Raw genomic sequence first — 21,782 nt, 5'->3', positions numbered from 1 at the left:
GCTCCTTCTCTGGGGGCGAAAGGGGTGGGAGGTCGGGTGGACGGGGTCTCATCCCGCACCGACCCGCGAGGTCGCCAAGAGGTAGTCGAGGCAGAGCGCGGCCGTGCCGGAGTCGCCGATGAGCCCGCCCTTGGTGACGATGGGCATTCCGTCGGCACGACCTCCGACGAGGCGACCGCCGACGGCGAGGGGGATGATCTCCTTCTCGATCTCCATCCCCACCGCCCCGACCGCGGTCATCACCGCTGCGGTGACGTCGCCGCCGGTGGTGTAGAGGCCGGTGACCTCGGGGGCCTCCATGACGATCCCCGCGATCTCAGCCAGCCTGCGCGTCGTCTCCTCCGCCGCGGCATCGGTGAGGTCGACGACGTCGGAGGCCTCGGTGACGGTGGCGACGATGACCGCCTTCGCCGAGGTGACCGACCCGATCCGTGCCAGTGTGGCCTCGACGTCGGGCAGGCCCTCGCCGTCAAGGACCGTGCGGACCACGCAGACGGACGGATCCTCGCTCAGGGTCGCCAGCTGTGCCCGGGTGACCTCGGTCGCCGAGCCGGAGATCCCGAAGACGACCCCGCGGGAACGGGTGGGCAGCAGGGACCTGGCGAGGGCGAGGCTGCCGGGACCGGGATCGATCGTCACCCAGTCGAGGACCTCGCCGTGGCGCAGATTCGCGTGGAGCCGAGCGTGCTCGCCGGGGGCGTCTGCGGGGATGTCCGCGATCTCGCGTGTCACCGAGGCGACGACGGACCCGACGAGCTCGATGTGCTCGGTGGTCAGGGCATCGACGACGATGACGTCGGCACCGGAGGAGATGCCGGAGATCACCCCGGCGCGAACGGCCCGTCGGCCCTGCAGGACCCGGGAGAGCTCGATGAGGTGGCATTCGAGGTCGGTGCCGTCTTCGAGGATCCGGTCGACCTCCGAGGTCCGCATCGGCGAGCGCACGTCTCGGGCGAGCTCGGTGTGCTCGAGCAGCGTGCCGTCGAGGAGTTGGAGGCCCTGGACCGTGGTGCGTCCGGCGGCAGGGAAGGCGGGCACGCACAGACCGATGACCCGGCGGGGCACCCCGCCGGCTGCCTGAGCCAGCTGTCGGCGGGCCTCGAGCGCCGCCTCGGCGGTGACCCCGACGTTGCCGCGCAGGGTCGTGTCGATCCGGCACGCGAGGAGGTCGACGTCGCCGGCGACGCGGATGAGGGCATCGGTGAGTTCGGCGGCCTTCCGGGCGGGAAGGTGCCTCGAGTCGGCGTTGAGGACGACGGCGTCGTAGTCGTCGAGGAGGACGTCGAGGTCGACCCTCTCGTGCGGACTCGTCCCCGTCACGGTGATCGTGCGCAGCCCCGCCTCGGCGAAGAGGGCACCGCACGCGTTCCCACCGGTGAGGTCGTCGGCGACGATGAGGATCCGGGAGTGCTCCGGTTCGATCGGGTCGCTGTTCATACGACCAAGTCGAGCACGAAGAGCAGCGGAATGGAACCGAGCCACACGGCGGTCGTGATCCCCGACCAGCCCTTGATCGCCTGGATGCCGTCGAGCCCGGCGAAGCGGGTGACGACCCAGAAGTATGAGTCGTTGAAGTAGGAGAAGACCATCGACCCGGCCGTGCACGCCATGACCGCGACGAGCGGGCTGAGCCCGAGAGGCTCGATGAGCGGGGCGGTGACGGAGGCGGCGGTGATCATCGCGACCGTGCCCGACCCCTGGGCCAGGCGGACGAGGGAGGCGATGATGAACGGGACGAGGAGCGCGGGCAGGCTGATCGAGGCGATCGCCTCCGCCAGGGCGTCGCCGACGCCCGACTCGCGCAGCACCATGCCGAAGCTGCCGCCGGCCCCGGTGATGAGGAGGATGAGGCCGGCCGAGGCGGCGGCGTCGGCGAGCCAGCTCTGGACCTGCGAGCGCGGGGTGAACCGCGGCAGCAGGGTGTAGACGGCGAGGACGAGGCCGATGATGAGGGCGACGACGGGGTTGCCGATGAATGCGAGCGGAGCGACCCAGCTCGAGGGTTCGTAGTCATCCCCGGAGAGCACGCCCTGGGCGTTGCGGTCGATCGCCGTCGACACGGTGTTCGCGACGATGAGGAGGAGGGGGATGATGAGGGGGAGGAAGCCGAGGAACGCCCCGGGCTTCTTCCCGCCGGCCGCGGTTGCGGGAGTCTCCGTCGTCGTCTCCTCGGTGACCGTCACCTCGTCCCCGGTGACCGTGTCGACTGTGGTCGCCGAGGCGGTCGCCGCTCCGACGCCGGCCGTTGCGTAGACGTCGCGGCTGACCTTGGCGTTGAGGTACGGCTCGAGCTTCGGGCCGATCCAGCGCGCGTAGATGACGACGACGGGCAGGAGGAGGACGGTGAAGACGAGGCCGGTGAGGATGACTCCGCCGATGTCGGCACCGAGGATGCCGGTCGCAGCGAGCGGGCCCGGGGTGGGCGGAACCATGTGGTGGGTGAGCGTCATGCCGGCACCGAGGGCAAGAGCGAGCGTGATGTAGCCGCCGCGCTTGACGCGGGCGATCGACCGGGCGAGCGGATTCATGATGACGTACCCGGAGTCGCAGAAGACGGGGATCGACACGAGCGAGCCGACCGATCCCATCGCCCACGGTTCGCGTCCCTTGCCGAAGGCGCGGAGGAACGCGCGGGCGAGGGAGTCGGCGGCTCCGGAGACCTCGAGGATCTTGCCGATGCCCACGCCGAGGCCGATGACGATGCCGATGCTCGCGAGCGTGGTGCCGAAGCCCGTTGTCACCGCGTCGATGAGGGAGAGCAGGTCCTGACCGGCGACGACGCCGGTGACGAGAGCGGCGATGAGCAGGGCGATGAAGGCGTCGAGGCGGGTCGCGAGAACGATGATGACGATCGTCGCGATCCCGGCGACGAGTGCCGCGATGAGCTGCAGGTCCATGGGTTCCTCCACGTTGAGGCTGGCCGGGGGATCCGGTCAGGGAGCCGACTGAACCGGCTCAGAAGTTGCACAGTATGAGCAAGTATGGGCCATAGATGCGCATGAAAGCAAAGAAAATTTCTCGAGATCACCTCGGATTGGCCCTTGAATAATACCCGTGGGGGGTATATGTTCGAGGTATGGACACACAGCGCGAGGACAACACGGGCACCGATGTGCACGCCGGTCACGAGCACATGGACCACGCTCCGACGGACCACGGCGAGGACCATTCGCACATGGACCACTCCGGTATGGAACACGGCGATCATGGCGACCACGCCAGCCATGGCGATCATTCCGATCACGCGGGCCGTGGCGAGCACGCCGGCCACGGCGACCACTCCGGCCACGGTGGTCACGGCGGGCACGCCGCGGTGTTCGGCCGCCTCTTCGTCGTCAATCTCATCATCGCCGTCCCCGTCGTCGCGTTCAGCCCGATGTTCGGCCACCTCGTCGGCTACATGGTGCCCGAGTCGGGACCGTGGGGTTGGCTGCGCTGGATCGCGCCGATCCTCGGCACCGTCATGTACGTCTGGGGCGGTCGGCCCTTCCTCACCGGCGGGCTGAGCGAGCTGCGGTCGCGCAAGCCGGGCATGATGCTCCTCATCGCGCTCGCGATCACTGTCGCCTTCCTCGCCTCATGGGGTTCGTCGCTCGGACTCCTCCACCCCGAGCTCGACTTCTGGTGGGAGCTCGCCCTCCTCATCGTCATCATGCTCGCCGGCCATTGGCTCGAGATGCGCTCGCTCGCGCAGACCACCTCGGCGCTCGACAGCCTCGCAGCCCTCCTGCCCGACGAGGCGGTCAAGGTCGTCGACGGGCAGATGGTCACGGTCTCACCCGAGGACCTCGTCGTCGGCGACATCGTCGTCGTCCGTCCCGGCTCCGCGGTTCCCGCCGACGGCCGCATCGTCGACGGCACCGCGGAGATGGACGAGTCGATGATCACCGGCGAGTCCCGCCCGGTGCGCCGCGGCGTCGGCGACACCGTCGTCGCCGGCACCGTCGCCACGGACTCCGGGGTGCGCATCGAGATCACCGCGACCGGTGACGACACCGCCCTCGCCGGCATCCGCAAGCTCGTCGCCGACGCGCAGAACTCCTCGTCCCGCGCGCAGCGCCTGGCCGACCGGGCCGCCGCCTGGCTGTTCTGGTTCGCCCTCGGCGCCGCTGTCATCACCGCGATCGTCTGGACGCTCGTGGGCATGCCCGACACCGCCGTGGTCCGCACGATCACCGTCCTCGTCATCGCCTGCCCCCATGCGCTCGGTCTGGCGATCCCGCTCGTCGTCTCGATCGCCACGGAGCGCGCCGCCCGCGCCGGCGTCCTCATCAAGGACCGTCTCGCGCTCGAGACGATGCGCACCGTCGACGCCGTCCTCTTCGACAAGACCGGCACCCTGACCAAGGGCGAGCCGACCGTCACCGCCGTCGAGACCACGGGAGAGCGCGGCCAGGACGAGGTGCTCGCCCTGGCAGCAGCGGCCGAGACCGACAGTGAGCACCCGCTCGCCCGCGCCATCGTTCGGGCAGCCGAGGACCGGGGGCTGCGCGTGCCGAGCGCGCAGAACTTCTCCTCGTCTCCGGCCGTGGGCGTGCGCGCCGAGGTCGACGGGTCCGTCGTCGAGGTCGGCGGACCGCATCTGCTCACCGAACGCGGAGCCGCCGAGGCGCAGGTCGCCGAGAAGTGGCGCAGTGAGGGGGCGATCATCCTCCACGTCCTCGTCGACGGCTCCGTCGTCGGTGCCCTGCGCCTGGCCGACGAGATCCGGCAGGAGTCACGGGAGGCAATCGACGCACTCCACCACCAGGGGATCGAGGTCGTCATGATCACCGGTGACGCCGAGGCGGTCGCCCGGTCCGTGGCCCGTGACCTCGGCATCGACCGGGTCTTCGCGGGAGTCCGTCCCGCGGACAAGGCCGCGAAGGTCTCCGAACTCCAGGCGGAGGGCAAGACGGTGGCGATGGTCGGCGACGGCGTCAACGACGCCCCGGCGCTCGCGCAGGCCGATGTCGGCATCGCGATCGGCGCCGGCACGGATGTCGCGATCGGCTCGGCCGGCGTCATCCTCGCCTCCGACGATCCGCGGTCCGTCCTCTCCGTCCTCGAGCTCTCCCGGGCCAGCTACCGGAAGATGAAGCAGAACCTCTGGTGGGCGGCGGGATACAACCTCATCGCGGTGCCGCTGGCCGCGGGCATCCTCGCCCCGATCGGCTTCGTCCTGCCGATGAGCGTCGGCGCGATCCTCATGTCCGCCTCGACGATCGTCGTCGCCCTCAACGCGCAGCTGCTGCGTCGCCTCGACCTCAGCCCCGAGGCCGCGGTCGCCGCCGCGGAGCGGTGAACCGCCCGGCCCCAGCGCTCGGGCCTCAGCGCTCGAGCACCTCGTCGAGCGCACTCGCTCCGGCGGCGACCGTGACCTGGGTGCCCCACGGGTCGGTGAGGCGCAGGGAGCGTCCGTCGTCGGCGAAGTCGAGGGAGTGGCGACGCAGACGCTGCCCGAGGGCGTCGAGGTCATCGCGGCCCGGCACGGTGATCGCGAGGTCCCCGAGGCCGAGGCTCGCCGCCCGCGGTCCGGCGCCGAGGCTGTTCCACGTGTTCATCGCGACATGGTGGTGGTAGCCGCCCGCGCCGGCGAAGAGCGCCCCGGGCATCGTCGAGTGCGTGACGCCGAACCCGAGGGCATCGACGTAGAAGGCCCGCGCCCTCTCGATGTCGCCGACCTGGAGATGGACGTGCCCGACGGTGCCTGCGAGTTCCGAGGTGTGCGCGAGGGCGTCGGTCGTCAGGTGCTCACGGAGGAACGCGTCGGGGTCGAACCGGATCGAATCCATCTCGACCTCACCGTCGGGGGAGTGGCCCCACGTGGCGCGATCGCGGTCGACGTAGAGTTCGATGCCGTTGCCCTCCGGATCGGTGAAGTAGAAGGCCTGGCTGACGAGGTGGTCCTGGGAGGCGACGAAGCGGCTGCGCGTGTTCTCCGCGGCGTGGGCGACGGTCGCGGCCAACGACTCCGGTGTCTCGAAGAGGAACGCGGTGTGGAAGAGCCCCGCCTGCCGAGGGTCGACACCGGGCAGACCGGGCGTCGCGACGAACTTGACCATGGGCGTCCTGCCGCGCCCGAGCGCCCGGTGGACCTCACGCCCCCGGCTCGACTCCTCGAGCGGTTCGAGGGCGAGTGCGTCGGCGTAGTAGTCGGTCATCGTCTCGAGGTCGCCGACGCGCAGGGTGACGGCGTCCATGCCGAGATCGGCGCTGAGCGCCGTCTCGGAGGTGGGATCGGTGGACATGGCCTGCTCCTTGCTGTCTCCGGCGGACTCCGCTGTGCCCGAGGTGCTGACGTCGCCCGAGGCGCTGAAGTCTCATCGTAGTCCCGCAGGGCGAGAGGGGTCCCATCGCAGACGGGTCACGCCCGGGGTAGGGGAGCGTGCGCATCCTTGCCGGGCCTGCGAGGGGAGACGATGATGGGGACATGACAGCGCAACGGCAGCCCCATCCCCACGAACCCCACGAGCGCGGCACCGGTCAGAAGCTCAACTGGCTGCGCGCGGGCGTGCTCGGTGCCAACGACGGCATCGTCTCGACCGCCGGTGTCGTCATCGGTGTCGCCGCAGCGACACCGGACAACATCGCCGCGATCGCCACCGCCGGCGTCGCGGCCCTCGTCGCCGGCGCGTTCTCGATGGCCGGGGGAGAGTACGTGTCGGTGAGCACGCAGCGCGACACCGAGAAGGCGCTCATCGCCAAGGAGAAGCAGGAGCTCACGGAGATGCCCGACGACGAGCTCGCCGAGCTCGCCGGCTTCTACCAGGAGAAGGGGCTCTCGCCGGAGCTCGCCCGCGAAGTCGCCGTGGAGCTGACGAAGCGGGATGCGCTGGCCGCCCACGCCGAGGTCGAGCTCGGCATCGATCCAGAGCAGTTCACGAATCCGTGGGCGGCGGCGGCGTCCTCGTTCGTCTCGTTCACCGCCGGCGCCCTCATCCCGCTCGTCCTCATCCTCCTGCCCGTCGGCGCCCACCGTGTGTGGGTGGCGGCCGCGGCCGTCGTCGTCGGTCTCTTCCTCACCGGGTGGATCAGTGCGGGCCTCGGACGGGCACCGAGGCGGCCCGCCGTCATTCGCAACGTCCTCATGGGATCGGCGACGATGGTCGCGACCTACCTCATCGGCCTACTCTTCGGAGTCGCGACGGGCTGACTCCCTTGTCCGGCAAGTCATCCAATGTATTGAAGGTAATTCTCATATCGGATGGGAAACGTTTGGCGAAGATTCTTGTCATTGACGATCGAGGCATCTAGTCTGAACTACAGACATAGGATGTCTTAGGTATTCAATGAGGAGTCCCGCCAGATGTCAGATACCGCGAGCACCCCGCTGCTCGACATCCGCGGCGCCGGGAAGTCGTTCCCCGGCGTCCGCGCCCTTGCCGATGTCGATCTCGATCTCCGCCCCGGCGAAGTCCTCGGACTCGTCGGGGAGAACGGAGCCGGGAAGTCGACGCTGATGAAGCTGCTCTCCGGGGTCTACACGCCCGACACCGGAGAGTTCCGCATCGACGGGAAGCCGGTGTGCATCGGATCGACGACCGAGGCCGAACGCCTCGGCATCGCGATCATCCACCAGGAGTTCAACCTCGTCGACGACCTCACCGTCGCCCAGAACATCTACCTCGGCCGGGAACCGCGGATCGGTCCCTTCATCAGCGAACGTCGGCTCAACCGGGATGCCGCGGCGCTCCTGGCAAGGCTCGGTCTCACCCTCGACCCGAAGGCGGTCGTCGGTCGCCTCACCGTGGCTGCGCAGCAGATGGTCGAGATCGCCAAAGCGCTCAACCAGGACGCGCGGATCCTCATCATGGACGAGCCGACCGCCGCCCTCAACGATGAGGAGGTCGAGATCCTCCACGGCCTCATCCGCCGCTTCGTCACGCCCGAGACCGGGGTCATCTACATCTCCCACCGAATGCCCGAGCTCAAGGCGATCACTCAGCGCATCACCGTCATCCGCGACGGAGAGAAGATCGGAACCGTGCCCACAGCGACGACGGACATGCCCGAAGTCATCCGGATGATGGTCGGACGCGAACTCGACGCCGTCACCGAGGTCCCGAGCTATCAGGGCACCGCCGAGGTGGTCCTCGAGGTCCGCGACCTGGCGACGAAGGCGAAACTCAAGGGCATCAGCTTCGGCCTGCGGCGCGGAGAGATCCTCGGTCTGGCCGGGCTCATGGGCGCCGGGCGGACGGAGACGGCGCGGGCGATCATCGGTGCCGACCCGCTTTCGGCGGGCGAGATCCGCTTCGGAGGCAGGCGCGTGCGCATCCCCAATCCCGCCGCCGCGGCACGGATGGGCATCTGCTATCTCTCCGAGGACCGCAAGCAGCTCGGCGTCCTCACCGGACAGAGCGTGCGCGACAACATCGCCCTGCCGAGTCTGCGCCGCTTCAGCCGCGCCGGCTTCACCGACGAACGGCGGATCGACGCCGCTGCCCGTGACTTTGTCTCCACCCTGAAGATCCGGACCCCGTCGATCCAGCAGATCCTCGAGCGGCTCTCCGGCGGCAACCAGCAGAAGGTCGCGATCGCCAAATGGCTCGTGCGCGACTGCGACGTCTTCATCTTCGACGAACCCACCCGCGGCATCGACGTCGGGGCGAAGGCGGAGATCTACGCGCTCCTGCGCGAACTCAGCCGGCAGGGCAAGTCGATCATCGTCATCTCCTCCGAACTGCCCGAGGTCCTCCTGCTCTCCCACCGCATCGCGGTGCTCAGCGAAGGCCACCTCACCGGCATCCTCGACGCCGCCGAGGCGACGCAGGACTCGATCATGGAACTCGCCACCCGGTACACCGAATCGATGGGAATCGTGGCCTGAATGAACACCGAACTCGCCTCCGCCCCCGCGTCGCAGACGACCGCAGCGTCGTCGCCGAGTCGGCCGGCGGGCACCCGCAGCCGGTGGCGCAACTCGCTGCAGCAGCTGCTCGCCGTCGCCAGTCTCGTCATCATCGTCATCGTCTTCGCGATCATCAATCCCGACTCGTTCCTCACCCTGACCAACCTCTCGACGATCCTCACCACGGTGACGACGGTCGGGCTGCTCGCCCTCGGCGTCACGTTCATCATCATCACCGGCGGCATCGACCTCTCGGTGGGAACGGGCATGATCCTCTGCGGAGTCATGGCCGGGGTCTTCATCACGAACATGGGCCTGCCGCTGCCCGTCGGCATCGCCCTGACGATCGGCTTCGGCGGGCTCATCGGGCTCATCAACGGATTCAACGTCGCCGTCCTCGGGCTCCCGTCCTTCATCGCCACACTCGGGATGATGATGGTCACGCAGGGGCTCTCCCTCGTCATCAGCGGCACGAAGCCGATCTACTTCACCGAAGAGCCGGGGTTCGGGGCGATCATGAATGCCTCGCTCGTGCCGGGGATGCGCCTGCCCCTGGGCACCGTGCTCTTCCTCGTCCTCATCGTCGTCTCCGTGATCATCCTGCAGCGCACCCTCATCGGACGCACGGCCTTCGCGATCGGATCGAATGAGCGGGCCACCCGGCTCTCGGGCGTCAACGTCCGGGCGTGGCTCATCTCCGTCTACGTCCTCTGCGGCCTCTTCGTCGGCCTCGCCGGGGTGCTCTCGGCCTCCCGTCTCAGCTCGGCTCAGCCCACCGGCGGCGCCGGCATCGAGCTGCAGGCGATCGCCGCGGTGATCATCGGCGGCACCTCGCTCGCCGGCGGCCGGGGGTCGATGATCGGCACGGTCATCGGCGCGCTCATCATGGCCGTCCTCGACAACGGCCTGCGGATGGCAGGGGTCGCCCAGGAATGGCAGCAGGTCGCCATCGGCGTCGTCGTCCTCCTCGCCGTCTACCTCGACATCGTCCGGAAGAAGAACTCGGCGAGCGGGTCCTCGACCTAGGAAGGCCCACCGTCCCATCACGTTCCACCACGGCACCCACACACCGCCTCATCATTCGAAGGAGAACACCATGAGGACCAGCAAGCTGCTCACCTCGCTCGCGGCTCTCTCTGCCGCAGCGCTCATCGCCACCGGCTGCGGGTCGGGCGGATCAGGTGGGGGAGGTGAGGGCGAACGGACCATCGCGATCATCTCCAAGGGCTACCAGCACCAGTTCTGGCAGACCGTGAAGAAGGGCGCCGAGGAGAAGGCGAAGGAGCTCGGGGTGACCGTGACCTTCGAGGGCCCCGACAGCGAGACCGACGTCGAACAGCAGGTCACCCAGCTGCAGGGAGCCCTCGACAAGCAGCCCGACGCCGTCGCCATCGCCGCGCTCGACAGCAAGGCCGTCATCCCTCTGCTCCAGCAGGCGCAGTCGAGTGACATCCCCGTCATCGCCTTCGACTCCGGCGTCGACAGCGACATCCCGCTCACCACGGTCGCCACCGACAACAAGGCGGCCGCGGCCGAGGATGCGAAGAAGCTCGCCGAAGCCCTCGACGGGAAGGGCAAGGTCGGCATCGTCACCCATTCGGAGACCGCGCAGACCGGTGTCGACCGGCGCGACGGCTTCGTCGAGTACCTCGAGGCCAACGAACCGGGCATCGAGATCGTCGCGGAGCAGAACGCCGACGGCGACCAGGCGAAGTCCGCGGATGCGACGAAGGCGATGCTCCAGTCGAACAAGGACCTCGCCGGCCTCTACGGCACGAACGAAGGCGCGGCGATCGGCGTCGTCCAGGGCGTCAAGGAGCTCGGGAACACCGATGTCACCGTCGTCGGATTCGACTCCGGCAAGGCGCAGATCGATGCGATCAAGGACGGCTCGATGCTCGGAGCGGTGACGCAGAGCCCGCTCGACATCGGCGGAAAGACCGTCCAGGCCGCCGTCGACGCCATCGACGGCAAAGAGCTCGAGAAGGAGATCCCGACGAGCTTCTACTGGTACGACAAGTCGAACATCGGGGACCCGAAGATCGCCGAGCTGCTCTACGAATGATCCGCTCGGAGGACGGCGCGACCGCCTCGGCGAGGACGGACTCCCACCTCGCCGGGGTGCGGTCGTCTCCGCCGAGGCGGTCGTGTACTAGGTTGGGGCCATGGCACTGACGGACGACGCGCTCGACAAGATCAAGGACCTCATCGTCTCCGGCGAGCTTCGGCCCGGCGACCGACTGCCGCCGGAGGCCGAGCTCGCTGAACGCCTCGGCCTGTCACGGAACTCGCTGCGCGAGGCGGTCAAGGCCCTCGACTTCATCAACGTCCTCGACGTCCGCCGGGGATCGGGCACCTACGTCACCTCGCTCTCGGCCGAAGACCTCACCGAGGCGGTGTCCTTCCTCGTCGACGTCCACGCCTCCGGGTCGCTCAAGGAGATCCTCGAGGTCCGTCGGATCTTCGAGGCCGAGACCGCGTATCGGGCGGCCGAGCGGATCGACGAGGAGGGTCTCGCTCAGCTGCGGCAGACGATCAGCGACACGGATCCCGCCTCGGTCGAGTCCCTCGTCGCCCACGACTTCGAGTTCCATTCGACGATCGCGAAGCATTCGGGCAACGCCTACCTGGCGGCGATGCTCGAGGCCGTGTCGATGAAGACGACCCGGGCCAGGACGTGGCGGGGGATGACCGAGGCCGGAGCCGTCGAGCGCACGCTCGAGGAGCATCGGCTCATCATCGATGCGCTCGCCGCCGGGGACGCCAGGCTGGCCCAGTCGATCATGATCCTTCACGTCTCCGGCGTCCAGCGCTGGGTCGACCACGTCGATGTCGTCACCGAGGAGGATCTCGACGACATCGCCGAAGCCTGAGGAAGCCGTCTCATTCGGGACGCAGACGCAGTCCCTGCATGCCACCGTCGACGGCGACGGCCGTGCCCGTCGTCGATCCCTGGAGGGGACTGGCGAGGAAGACGATCGTGCGCGCCACCTCCTCGGGTTCGACGAGGCGACCGTGCGGCTGGCGGGCGTTGAGCGCCCGCAGCTCCGCCTCGGGGTCCTCGGCCCTGGCCATCAGCCCGGTCATCACCCACGGGGTGTTCGCGGTGCCCGGGCACACGGCGTTGACGCGGATGCCCTCACGGACGTGGTCGGCGGCCATGGCCAGCGTCATCGAGTAGATCGCTCCCTTGCTCGCCGAGTAGAGGACACGGTCGGGCAGTCCCGCAGTGGCGGCGACCGACGAGGTGTTGACGATCGCTGCGTGCTCCGAGCGGCGCAGGTAGGGCAGGGCGGCGGCGGTGACCCGGGCGACGGAGACGACGTTGACGCTGAGCACACGCTCCCATTCGGCATCGTCGTTGGCATCGACCTGCCCCTGTGCCCCGATCCCCGCGTTGTTGACGACGATGTCGATGCCGCCGAACTCCGCGGCCGCCGCCTCGACGGCGGCCGCGACGGAGGCACGGTCGGAGACGTCGCAGGCGAGCCCGAGTGCGCCGTCCGGAGCGCCTGCGGGGTTGAGGTCGAGGACGGCGACGTTCGCCCCGCCGTCGAGAAGGAGCTCGGTCACGGCCCTGCCGATGCCCGATGCGCCACCGGTGACGAGGGCGGTGAGACCGGCGAATTCCGATATGGTGCTCATGCTGTGCAGCTTTCTCTCTGGAGTCGGATGGTGGAGGTCGACGTCACAGGCCGATGGACGTCGGCCGGTCAGTCGAGGAGGAGGTCGGCGCCGGTCCCGGCGGGAGCGTCGACCCGGAAGTAGGCCTGCCGCTGTCGACCGAGTCCCTCGATCTCGACCTCGGAGACATCCCCGGGTTCGAGGTAGGGGAAGCGGCCGGAGAGGGCGACGCCCTGCGGGGTCCCGGTGGAGATGACGTCGCCGGGCTCGAGCTGCATGTACTGGCTCAGCCGCCAGACGATGTCCTCGACGGGGAAGATCATGTCAGAGGTGTTCGAGTCCTGCCGGGGTTCCCCGTTGACCCAGCTGGCGAGCCGGAGCCGGTGCGGGTCGATCGCGTCGGCGGTGACGAGGCAGGGTCCCAGCGGCATCGAGTCCTTGACGACCTTGCCCTTCGACCACTGCCCTCCCGAATGCACCGTCTGGTAGTCGCGTTCGGAGAGGTCGTTGGCGACGAGGTAGCCGCCGATGACCTCGGCGGCGGCCTCCGGGCTCTCGAGGTAGGCGGCCCGGGCACCGATGACGACGCCGAGCTCGACCTCCCAGTCGAACGTCGTCGCACGCGGCGGGATGCCGATCGGATCGTAGGGTCCGGTGATCGTGTTCGGGGTCTTGAGGAAGATGATCGGCTGGGTCGGTGCCGCGGCACCGGATTCGGCGGCGTGCGCGGCGTAGTTCTGGCCGATGCAGATGACGGCCGAAGGCCGGGCGATCGGTGCGCCGATGCGCTGCCCGCTGATGTCGATCTCCGGCAGGGTGCCGGCCTCGAGCGCCGCGGCGATCCGGGCAGGGCCGTCCGCCCAGAACGTCGGGTCGATGTCGGTGACGACGGCGCTGAGGTCGAAGTGTCGGCCGTCGACGTCGACGACGGGGGTCTCGGCATCGCGGTCGCCGATTCTCATGAGTCTCATTCGCAACTCCTCTGTGCTGTCAGGGTCGGGTCGAGTGGATGGGCGGTCGGTGGTCGCGGGGCCTCACGGGCCCAGCGTCGCAGGGTCGGCGGTGAGGAGTCCCGCGGCGACCGCGCGGGCCCAGAAGTCCTCGGGTACGGGGTGGGCGGCGAGTTCGACATTGCGTCTGACCTGGTCAGGTGTGCGCATGCCGAGGGTGACGTTGGTGATCGCGGGGTCCCGGAGGCTGAATTGGACGGCTGCCGCCGGCAGCGTCGTCCCGCACTCCGCGGCCAATGCTGCGAGCGCCTCGGCCTTGTCGAGGACCTCTCGGGGTGCGTCCTCGTAGTTGTACTTCGCCTTCCTGCCCGGGTCGGCGTTGGCGAGGATCCCGGAGTTGAAGACGCCGACGTTGACGATACCGACCCCGCGGGAGGCGCACGCCGGGATGAGGTCCTCGCGACCTCCCTGTTCGAGGAGCGTGTACCGGCCCGCCTGCATGACGACGTCGATGTCGGTCTCGGTGACGAAGCGGGTGAGCATCTCCGCCTGGTTCATCCCGGCACCCCACGCGCCGATGATCCCCTCGTCGCGCAGGCGTGCGAGTTCGGGCACGGCCCCGTCGATCGCCTCGGTCCAGTGGTCGTCGGGGTCGTGGATGTAGACGATGTCGATGCGGTCGAGGCCCAGCCTCTCGAGGGACTCCTCGAGGGAGCGGCGGATGCCGTCCGGGGAGTAGTCGCGCACACGGGCCTGGTCGCCGGGCACGGCGAAGCCCTCGTCGTCCCACTCCTGCGGGTCCTCCGCGGGGCGGACGAGCCGACCGACCTTCGTCGAGACGAGGTACTCCTCACGGGGCTTGGTCCGCAGCACCTCGCCGAGGCGACGCTCGCTCAGCCCGAGACCGTAGTGGGGTGCGGTGTCGTAGTACCGGATTCCCAGTGACCAGGCTTCCTCGATCGCTGAATGGGCGGTCTCGTCGTCGATCTGCCGGTAGAGGTTTCCGATCGGGGCGCCTCCGAATCCGAGCGTGCGCATGTCGTGCAGGCGCTGCACGACGGAGTTCCTCAGAGTCATTCGCTCCTCCTTGAGAGATAGAAGTCGGCGGCGGTCCCGCCCAGGACGGCGGCGAGGTCCGCCTCGTCGAGGACGGTGCGCAGCGCGGAGGTCGCAGCCTCCTCCCACACGGGCAGTCCGAGACCGTGGCCGGTCGTCGAGACGGGGTGGTCCGAGCCGTACATCGTCCGGGCCGGGCCGAAGGCCGCGAGAGTGTCGGCCGCATAACGTGCGGCGAGGGCGTTCGCGGCCTCGCCGCTCACCCGCCCGGGCACCTGACCGGGGAGTCCGGAGAACTTCACGTGGAGGCCGGGGTGCAGGGCGAGCGAAGCCATCGCCGCTGCCCATCCGTCATGCGCGAAGTCCGGATCGGCGGGCAGGGGCTTGCCGAGGTGGTCGATGACGACCCGGTCGGCCGAGCCGCGGGCGCTGACGATCGCGGAGACGAATGTCTCGAGTTCGCTCAGCTGTTCTGCGCGCACGCAGAGGTCGATGCTCAGCCCCGCGTCGAGGGCGGTCAGGGTTCCGGCGAGCAGCGTGTCGGCGGTCTCCGAGGCTCCGACGGCGAGGTCGCCTGTGGCCCGACCCTCGAAATTGTCCCTCACCCCGACGACGAGGGGGTGGGAGCGGAGCCGGTCGACCGCCTCGGCGAGGCCCGGATCAGTGCAGTCGACGGCGGCGACGATGCCGCGGATGAGCGGGGGCCCGGCGGCGATCCGGGTCAGCCATTCCACCTCGGCGAAGGCCTCATCACGGGCGGCGCCGGCTTCGATGACGATCGCCCCGGTCGCCGCCGTTTCGAGCTCGCCGGGCCGGGAGGTGCGCGGCAGGTCCGGCAGGCCGGCCATCCACGGGTAGGTGAAGCGGTCGCGGTCCCAGAGGTGGAGATGGGAGTCGATGAGCTCTGTCATGGCACGACGACTCCGACCGTGAGGAGGAGGTTCGCGTATTGGCGCTGGTCCCCGGTCGCGATGACGAGGCCGAGGTCCCGGCTGCGGGCGAGGTCGTAGAACGCGAAGCGCTCGTGCCCGGTGAAGGGCACGTCCGGCAGGATCACCGTATAGCCGACCACGGCGGGAGCGGTGCCGGCCTCGGCGGTGAGCATGAACGCGCACGCTTCGATCGGGATCATCTGTGCCAGCGGGGCGAGGATCTGGTCGACGGTGAGGAGACCGGGGGCGACGTTGAGGGCGATCCGGGTGGCGCCCTCAGCTGCGCCGGTGAGGTGGGGATAGTTGCCGTCGGCGAGGAGGATCGTCGTCCCGTGACCGCACCGGGCGAGGGCGGCGAGGAGTTCGGGGTGGGTGATCGGGGTGGTGAGCATGGGCTCTCCTCTGCGTCGGTGCGGGGTCAGTCCTGGTCGGTCGCCGAGGCGGATGCCCCTCTCGTCCTCCAGTATGCTTCGATCTCCTCGAGGGAGCGCCCCGACGTCTCGGGGACGCGGGTGAGGACGAACCACAGGGCGGCGGCCGAGAGCAGCGCGAAGACGAGGAAGACGAGCGGACCGATCGCGTCGAGGGCGACGGGGAAGGCCCAGGCGAACGTTGCGTTGAAGAGGTACTGGGTGAAGGTGATGACGCCGGTGCCGATGGCGCGCACGGACAGGGGGAGGACCTCGGGGACGAGGAGCCAGAAAACCGGCCCCATGCCGATGCCGAAGGCGAATGTGTAGGCGAAGACGGCGGCGATGGACACCCAGCCGGCGTCGGGCAGGAGCCAGAGGGCGATCATCGCCACGGTCTGCCCGAGCATGGAGATCGCGAGCAGGCGGACGCGGCCGAGCCGGTCGATGATCGGCAGGGCGATGGCCGTGGAGACGACGAGGGCGATGCCGACGCCGTAGTTCGCGTAGCTTCCGGCGCGATCGCCCATGCCCGACTGGGCGAAGATGATCGGGGCATAGTAGACGACGGCGTTGATGCCGGTGAAGACCTGGAAGAACGTGAGGACGAGCAGGACGATCATGGGGCGGCGGGCCGAGGTCGTCAGTCCGCGCAGTCCGGCCTCCTGCTGGGCGAGGCTGTCTTTGATGTCGGTGAACTCGAGGCGGGCGATCTCCTCGGTTCCGCGCAGGGCGCCGAGCACCCTGAGCGCGTCGGCGTCGCGTCCGCGGGTGATGAGCCAGCGCGGACTGGCGGGGGAGAGGACCATGCCGCCGAAGAAGACGACGGCGGGGATCGCTCCGACGCCGAGGATCCACTGCCACAGACCCGATGTCTGGAAGGCATCGCCGACGATGTAGGCGGCGAGGATGCCGAAGTTCACGGCGAGCTGGTAGAGCCCGGTGAGCAGTCCGCGGATGCGAGTGGGGGAGAGTTCGGAGAGGTAGATGAGGCCGAACATGTTGGCGATCCCGACGCCGAGGCCGAGGAAGAAGCGGGCGGCCCCGAGGACCGCGGGTGTCGGTGCGAAGGCGCAGGCGAGCGAGCCGACGAAGAAGATGACGGCGGCGACGATGAGGAGGTGGCGGCGGTCGAAGCGGCGGGCGGCGAGCGTGGCCCCGATGATCGAGGGCAGGGCGCCCCAGAGGAGAAGGGAGGTGATGAGCCCCTGCTCGCCGGCGTCGAGGCCCATCTGGTCGATGAGCAGCGGCAGGGCGCCCGAGATCGCGCCCGAGTCGTAGCCGTAGAGGAGACCGGAGAAGCCGGCGAGGACGGCGATGAGGATGATCCGGCGGGGGATCGGCTCACTGTCGTGGCTGCGGGTGAGCGGGGTGTCGGTGGTGGTGCGGTCGGTCACGTCGTCGATCCTCATTGTTCGGTTTCGGTGCTCGGAGTCTGTGCGCCGGGACGCGGGCTGCGCTCAGGCGATCTCGCGTGCGTGCCACACAGGACCGCCGGGGAACGCGTAGTCGGAGAGCGTCCGCCGGTGGATCTCGGCACCGGCGCCGGGTGCCGTGGGCGGCCAGTAGCGCCCGTCGTGGACGTCGACGGGGGTGAGGAAGTGCTCGTGGAGGTGGTCGACGAACTCGATGCAGCGGTCGTCCATGGTCGCGGAGACGGCGACGAAGTCGAACATCGAGAGGTGCTGGACGAGTTCGCACAGCCCCACGCCCCCGGCGTGCGGGCAGACGGGGACCTCGGCGTGAGCGGCGAGGAGGAGGTTGGTGATGTTCTCGTTCACCCCGGCGACCCGGGTGGCGTCGATCTGCATGACCCGCAGTGCGTCGGCCTGGAGCATCTGCTTGAAGACGATCCGGTTCTGGCAGTGCTCACCCGTGGCGACGGGGGTCGGGGCGATGTGCTTCTGGATGTGGGCATGGGCGAGGATGTCGTCCGGCGAGGTCGGCTCCTCGACCCAGCGGAGACCGAAAGGAGCGAGGTCGTCGATCCAGTCGACCGCCTCGGCGGCGTCCCAGTGCTGGTTGGCATCGACGGCGATGGGGAAGTCAGGCCCGCAGATCTCCCGGGCGATGCCGAGGCGGCGGATGTCGTCGTCCCGGTTGGCTCCGACCTTGAGCTTGATCTGGTCGAAGCCCTCAGCGATGGCCTCCCGGCACAGCCGCGCGAGCTTCTCGTCGGAGTAGCCGAGCCACCCGGGTGTCGTCGTGTACGCCATGTATCCGGTCTCGCGGAGCTCGGCGATCCGCTCGGCCCGACCGGGTTCTGCGCGTTCGAGGATCGCGAGCGCGTCGTCCCTGGTCATGAAGTCCGAGAGGTAGCGGAAGTCGATGAGGTCGAGGATCTCTGCCGGGCTCATGGCGGCGAGCAGCTCCCACAGCGGCAGGCCCGCCCGCTTCGCCTTGAGGTCCCAGAGGGCGTTGACGACGGCGCCGATGGCCATATGGCTCACGCCCTTCTCAGGTCCGAGCCAGCGCAGCTGCGAGTCGTGGACGAGTTCGCGCCAGAAGCCGCCCATGTCCTCGAGGATCGGTTCGACCTCGCGTCCGATGAGGGTCTCGGCGATGACGCGCACGGCTTCGGTCTCGATGTCGTTGCCGCGCCCGATCGTGAAGACGAACCCGTGTCCCTCATGGCCGTCGGCTGAGTCGGTGGAGACGATGAGGTAGGCCGCGGAGTAGTCGGGGTCCGGATTCATCGCATCGGAGCCGTCGAGGCTCGCCGAAGTGGGGAATCGGAGGTCGACGACGTCGATCGAGGAGATGGTAGACATTGCGTCCTTTCACACAACTGCGGTGTTGTGATCGGATGTCTGAACGGGGCGATCGTCCAGATACTCGGTCACGCTCATCAACCCGAGTTTAAACATAGGATGTTTAAGTGGTCAAGGGTGAGGATGGTGTGGTTGCGGCCAATGAGCAGGGGAGTGGGCAGTGACTGCAGTGACGAGTGATCGGATGTCTGCGCGCGACCGTTTGGTGTCTGAGGGGCCGATCACCATTGATGGCGTCGAGCGGGACCTCGAAGCGGCGATGGAGACTCGTGGCAATCTGCGGGTCTGAGGCCAGCCCCGTGGCCGAGCGGGCGATCGAAGCCATGCTCCAGTCGACCTCGGAGGGCTGGTGTTTCTGGGACGCCGCCTCCGTTGTGTGCGGACGATGGCGAAGTCCGACGATCCAGTTCGCCATGGGTCAACCTCCCTGCCCCTGGTGTTGCATCTCGCAGACAGATGGACCTGAACCGGTGTTCTCATTGCCCGTTCAGCGAGTAGAAAATTGCACAATCTTTGAGGTGCATGGAGGGCAGACGAGAACTCTTGGGCCATTTCGCAGTTATGGGGTTCGGCGCATGTCTCGCTGCCTTCGCCTGCCGATGTGGATGGGATTCGATACGTAGTCGCGAAGGGTCCTGATTTCACGTGCGTTCGCCGCCTCGCGGCTGGCCCATCAATCCGTTCAGAATGACTGCGAACTTGTCTATCGCGTTGGCCAGTCGACGAGTCGATCTGAGTGTACATTGAGGTTCTGAACAGGACGTTGAGTGCAATTGCAAGGAGTCTGAGGTGTCCAAGTATTCAGTGAGGCAGGACCAGGTCCAGACATTGCTCTCGTGGGTCCGCAGTGGCCAGATCGCGATCCCCGAGATGCAACGGCCGTTCGTCTGGTCTTCGACGAAGGTGCGCGATCTTCTCGATTCCCTGTACAAGGGCTATCCTGTCGGTTACCTCATCACGTGGCAGAGTCAGGACGTCGGGCTCAAAGACGGTTCCACTTCCGGCTTCAAGCAGATCCTCATCGACGGTCAACAGCGAATCACTGCTATGACTGCTGCTCTGGTCGGTGCCGAGGTCGTCGACAAAAACTACGCCAAGAAGCGGATACAGATCGCCTTCAATCCGCAAGAGGAGAAGTTTGAGACACTGACTCCGTTCCTTGACCGTGACCCAGCCTGGATATCGGATATCTCCGAGTTTATGAACAGCCGATCGACATTCCGGTCGATCAGTTCGTATCTCGAAGCCAACCCGGAGGCAGATGCCAACGCAGTCGAGGACGCTTTTGAGCGGCTTGCTGGAATTCAGAATGCTCAGGTCGGCATCATCACACTCGCTGACGATCTCGACATCAACACGGTCACCGAGATTTTCATACGCATCAACTCGAAAGGCGTTACCCTTTCCAGTGCCGATTTCGCGATGAGCAAGATCTCAAGCCACGGAATGTACGGCTCGAACCTCCGCAAGCTCATCGACTATTTCTGCCATATGGCGCGTCACCCGCAGGCGTACGATGACATTTCGGCGAATGACAAAGCGTTCGCTGATTCCGGATTGATGGAACGAATCGCTTGGCTGAGGAATGACACCACCCCCTGAGTACACGGACGTCATTCGAATCGCCGGTTTGCGAGGCTTCGGCAGAGGAAGGATGGCTTCGCTCGTCAGTCTGCTGTCCGGCCGGGATTTCGAAACTCGGTCCTTCAGCGAAGAGCTCGCCGTGCAGTCATTCGAGACTTTGGAAAACGCTCTGCTGGAGATCGTCAATCAGTACAATTTCCAGCAGTTTGTCCTCACCGTAAAATCGGCAGGTTTCACTCAGGCGAAGATGATCACCTCTAAGAACGCGCTCAACTTCGCGTATGCGCTGTTCATCCGGTTGCGCGCCGAGAAGCAGATGACAGACGGTGAGATCAAGAGCGTGGTTCGTCGATGGTTTGTCATGTCAATGTTGACAGGGCGCGCGTCAGGATCTTTCGAGACGCAATTCGAGGTCGACATGCGTCGAATCGGCGAACTGGGCGTCGCCAACTATCTCGATCAGATCGAGCGCGGACAGCTCACCGACGGCTTCTGGGAGATCGAACTCCCGTCCAGTATGAACACTACGAGCATAAGGAGTCCGTATTTCTCGGTCTTCCTCGCCGCGCAGGTGCACAAACAGGCTAAGGGGTTCCTGTCGAAGCACATCACCGTGGGGCAGATGATGGAGGAGTCCGGGGACATTCACCATCTCGTTCCGAAGAACTACCTGATGAAGTCTGGCGTTACGGACCGTACGCAGTACAACCAGATCGCGAACTTCGCATTGACCGAGACGCCGATCAACATTGGAATCAAAGACAGTGTGCCCGCCGCCTATCTTGGACGCGTTCGAACACAGATCGAGGATGGAAAACTGGCTCATCGCAGTTGAGGGTGTAGTCGGGGTCTGAATCCGCCGGCCTCGAGTAGAGATCGGGCGATGTAGTGGGTGAGGTTGCGGAAGCCGAGGGCGGAGCCGCGGAGGTGTTCGAGTCGGCCGTTGATGGCCTCTGTCGGCCCGTTCGAGGTCCCGGGCCGGTCGAAGAAGGCGAGCACGTCTGCGGCGCGCTGCTTCAGCGTCCGGCCGAGTGTGCGGATCTCGACCAGCGCGTCTGGGACGCCGCTGGCGACCGACTCGATGACCGCTCGCATCCTCTGCTTGCCCGTGGTCTTGTTGGGCTCGCGGTAGGCGGCGACCATCCGCTGGTAGATGCCCCAGGTCGCTTCGACCTGGACGTGCTCGTCTGCCGCGAATACCGTGTCCAGCCGGGCGCGCTGGGTGTCGGTGAGCAGGTCCGCGCCGGTCTGCAGGGTCCGCCGCGCCCGGTAGAGCGGGTCCCCGGCCCGGCCCCGGTGCCCGAGGGTGTGCTGCTGGACGCGCTGCCGGCACCGGTCCAGTCCCTCACCTGCCAGACGGATGACGTGGAACGGATCCATGACCGGTACTGCGGTGGGTAGCTCTTCGGCGGCAGCGGTCTTGAACCCGGTGAACCCGTCCATCGCGACGACCTCCACCCCGTCCCGCCACGCCCGAGGACGATCGGCCAGCCACTGCTTGAACACGGCCTTCGACCGGCCCGCGACCATGTCCAGCAGCCGCGCGGGCCCGGACTTGTTCCGGGCCGGGGTGAGGTCGATGATCACGGTCACGTACTTGTCGCCGTGGCGCGTGTGACGCC

At 67.7% G+C, this 21,782-nt stretch carries 19 protein-coding genes; 8 read left to right on the top strand and 11 right to left on the bottom strand.

Translation table 11 applies throughout. The features are described from left to right. Window positions 1-48: 48 nt before the first annotated feature. Both EZE58_RS10560 and EZE58_RS10555 read right to left on the bottom strand, forming a co-directional pair. Entirely contained in the window at window positions 49-1,437 is a 1,389-nt protein-coding gene (locus tag EZE58_RS10560) for a four-carbon acid sugar kinase family protein (RefSeq protein WP_167560528.1), read from the bottom strand. Continuing rightward, window positions 1,434-2,897, bottom strand: a complete 1,464-nt coding sequence (locus tag EZE58_RS10555) for an SLC13 family permease (protein ID WP_009374727.1) — start codon at window positions 2,895-2,897, stop codon at window positions 1,434-1,436. The genes EZE58_RS10560 and EZE58_RS10555 overlap by 4 nt, the downstream gene beginning before the upstream one ends. Window positions 2,898-3,076: 179 nt before the next feature. On the opposite strand from EZE58_RS10555, the gene EZE58_RS10550 reads away from it, so the two are divergent. Continuing rightward, on the top strand, window positions 3,077-5,284 hold the full coding sequence (locus EZE58_RS10550; RefSeq protein ID WP_156491167.1) for a heavy metal translocating P-type ATPase: 2,208 nt from the start codon (window positions 3,077-3,079) through the stop codon (window positions 5,282-5,284). 25 nt (window positions 5,285-5,309) lie between these two features. Here the strand turns inward: EZE58_RS10550 and EZE58_RS10545 are convergent, their stop codons facing one another. Further along, window positions 5,310-6,230 carry a VOC family protein gene (locus EZE58_RS10545; protein ID WP_063250236.1) on the bottom strand — a complete coding sequence of 307 codons (921 nt, stop codon included), beginning with the start codon at window positions 6,228-6,230 and terminating at the stop codon, window positions 5,310-5,312. 182 nt (window positions 6,231-6,412) lie between these two features. Here EZE58_RS10545 and EZE58_RS10540 point away from each other — a divergent pair, with 182 nt between their 5' ends. The 5 genes from EZE58_RS10540 to EZE58_RS10520 all read left to right on the top strand — a co-directional run bounded on the left by EZE58_RS10540 (window position 6,413) and on the right by EZE58_RS10520 (window position 11,706). Further along, window positions 6,413-7,135, top strand: coding sequence for a VIT family protein (locus EZE58_RS10540; protein WP_009374730.1), 723 nt, complete (start codon window positions 6,413-6,415; stop codon window positions 7,133-7,135). A gap of 153 nt (window positions 7,136-7,288) precedes the next feature. Then, on the top strand, window positions 7,289-8,812 hold the full coding sequence (locus tag EZE58_RS10535) for a sugar ABC transporter ATP-binding protein (protein WP_101624513.1): 1,524 nt from the start codon (window positions 7,289-7,291) through the stop codon (window positions 8,810-8,812). Next, window positions 8,813-9,859, top strand: a complete 1,047-nt coding sequence (locus tag EZE58_RS10530; RefSeq protein ID WP_101624514.1) for an ABC transporter permease — start codon at window positions 8,813-8,815, stop codon at window positions 9,857-9,859. A gap of 70 nt (window positions 9,860-9,929) precedes the next feature. Next, window positions 9,930-10,898 (top strand): ABC transporter substrate-binding protein, encoded by a 969-nt coding sequence (locus EZE58_RS10525; protein ID WP_101624515.1) that lies wholly within the window; start codon window positions 9,930-9,932, stop codon window positions 10,896-10,898. 100 nt (window positions 10,899-10,998) lie between these two features. Continuing rightward, complete coding sequence (locus tag EZE58_RS10520; RefSeq protein WP_101624516.1) at window positions 10,999-11,706, top strand: FadR/GntR family transcriptional regulator; 708 nt, start codon at window positions 10,999-11,001, stop codon at window positions 11,704-11,706. A gap of 10 nt (window positions 11,707-11,716) precedes the next feature. Here the strand turns inward: EZE58_RS10520 and EZE58_RS10515 are convergent, their stop codons facing one another. The 7 genes from EZE58_RS10515 to EZE58_RS10485 all read right to left on the bottom strand — a co-directional run bounded on the left by EZE58_RS10515 (window position 11,717) and on the right by EZE58_RS10485 (window position 18,576). Continuing rightward, window positions 11,717-12,478 (bottom strand): SDR family oxidoreductase, encoded by a 762-nt coding sequence (locus tag EZE58_RS10515; protein ID WP_197907841.1) that lies wholly within the window; start codon window positions 12,476-12,478, stop codon window positions 11,717-11,719. 68 nt (window positions 12,479-12,546) lie between these two features. Beyond that, window positions 12,547-13,428, bottom strand: a complete 882-nt coding sequence (locus EZE58_RS10510) for a fumarylacetoacetate hydrolase family protein (protein WP_131248390.1) — start codon at window positions 13,426-13,428, stop codon at window positions 12,547-12,549. A 63-nt stretch (window positions 13,429-13,491) separates the two neighbouring features. After that, on the bottom strand, window positions 13,492-14,484 hold the full coding sequence (locus EZE58_RS10505) for an aldo/keto reductase (protein ID WP_131248389.1): 993 nt from the start codon (window positions 14,482-14,484) through the stop codon (window positions 13,492-13,494). After that, the gene (locus EZE58_RS10500) at window positions 14,481-15,374 is read right to left on the bottom strand and encodes an amidohydrolase family protein (protein ID WP_131248388.1); all 894 of its coding nucleotides are present in this window, start codon (window positions 15,372-15,374) and stop codon (window positions 14,481-14,483) included. Before EZE58_RS10500 ends, EZE58_RS10505 begins: the two co-directional genes overlap by 4 nt. After that, complete coding sequence (locus EZE58_RS10495) at window positions 15,371-15,787, bottom strand: RbsD/FucU family protein (protein WP_131248387.1); 417 nt, start codon at window positions 15,785-15,787, stop codon at window positions 15,371-15,373. Before EZE58_RS10495 ends, EZE58_RS10500 begins: the two co-directional genes overlap by 4 nt. A 26-nt stretch (window positions 15,788-15,813) precedes the next feature. Continuing rightward, on the bottom strand, window positions 15,814-17,202 hold the full coding sequence (locus EZE58_RS10490; protein ID WP_131248386.1) for a sugar porter family MFS transporter: 1,389 nt from the start codon (window positions 17,200-17,202) through the stop codon (window positions 15,814-15,816). Between the two features lie 63 nt (window positions 17,203-17,265). Then, complete coding sequence (locus EZE58_RS10485) at window positions 17,266-18,576, bottom strand: enolase C-terminal domain-like protein (protein WP_063250239.1); 1,311 nt, start codon at window positions 18,574-18,576, stop codon at window positions 17,266-17,268. A 789-nt stretch (window positions 18,577-19,365) separates the two neighbouring features. Between EZE58_RS10485 and EZE58_RS10480 the strand changes: the two genes are divergently transcribed. Together EZE58_RS10480 and EZE58_RS10475 are read left to right on the top strand one after the other, a co-directional pair. Next, the gene (locus EZE58_RS10480; protein ID WP_167560526.1) at window positions 19,366-20,178 is read left to right on the top strand and encodes a DUF262 domain-containing protein; all 813 of its coding nucleotides are present in this window, start codon (window positions 19,366-19,368) and stop codon (window positions 20,176-20,178) included. Between the two features lie 52 nt (window positions 20,179-20,230). Then, window positions 20,231-20,995, top strand: a complete 765-nt coding sequence (locus tag EZE58_RS10475; protein ID WP_167560524.1) for a hypothetical protein — start codon at window positions 20,231-20,233, stop codon at window positions 20,993-20,995. Here the strand turns inward: EZE58_RS10475 and EZE58_RS10470 are convergent. Further along, window positions 20,983-21,782: ISL3 family transposase (locus EZE58_RS10470; RefSeq protein ID WP_167559983.1), on the bottom strand; the 800-nt coding region annotated here is incomplete at its 5' end. The genes EZE58_RS10475 and EZE58_RS10470 overlap by 13 nt on opposite strands.

Origin of the sequence: Brevibacterium sp. LS14, assembly GCF_012027885.1 — a bacterium.
In the GTDB taxonomy this organism is placed as follows: domain Bacteria; phylum Actinomycetota; class Actinomycetes; order Actinomycetales; family Brevibacteriaceae; genus Brevibacterium; species Brevibacterium casei.
This window is presented reverse-complemented; position numbering and strand designations above follow the sequence as displayed.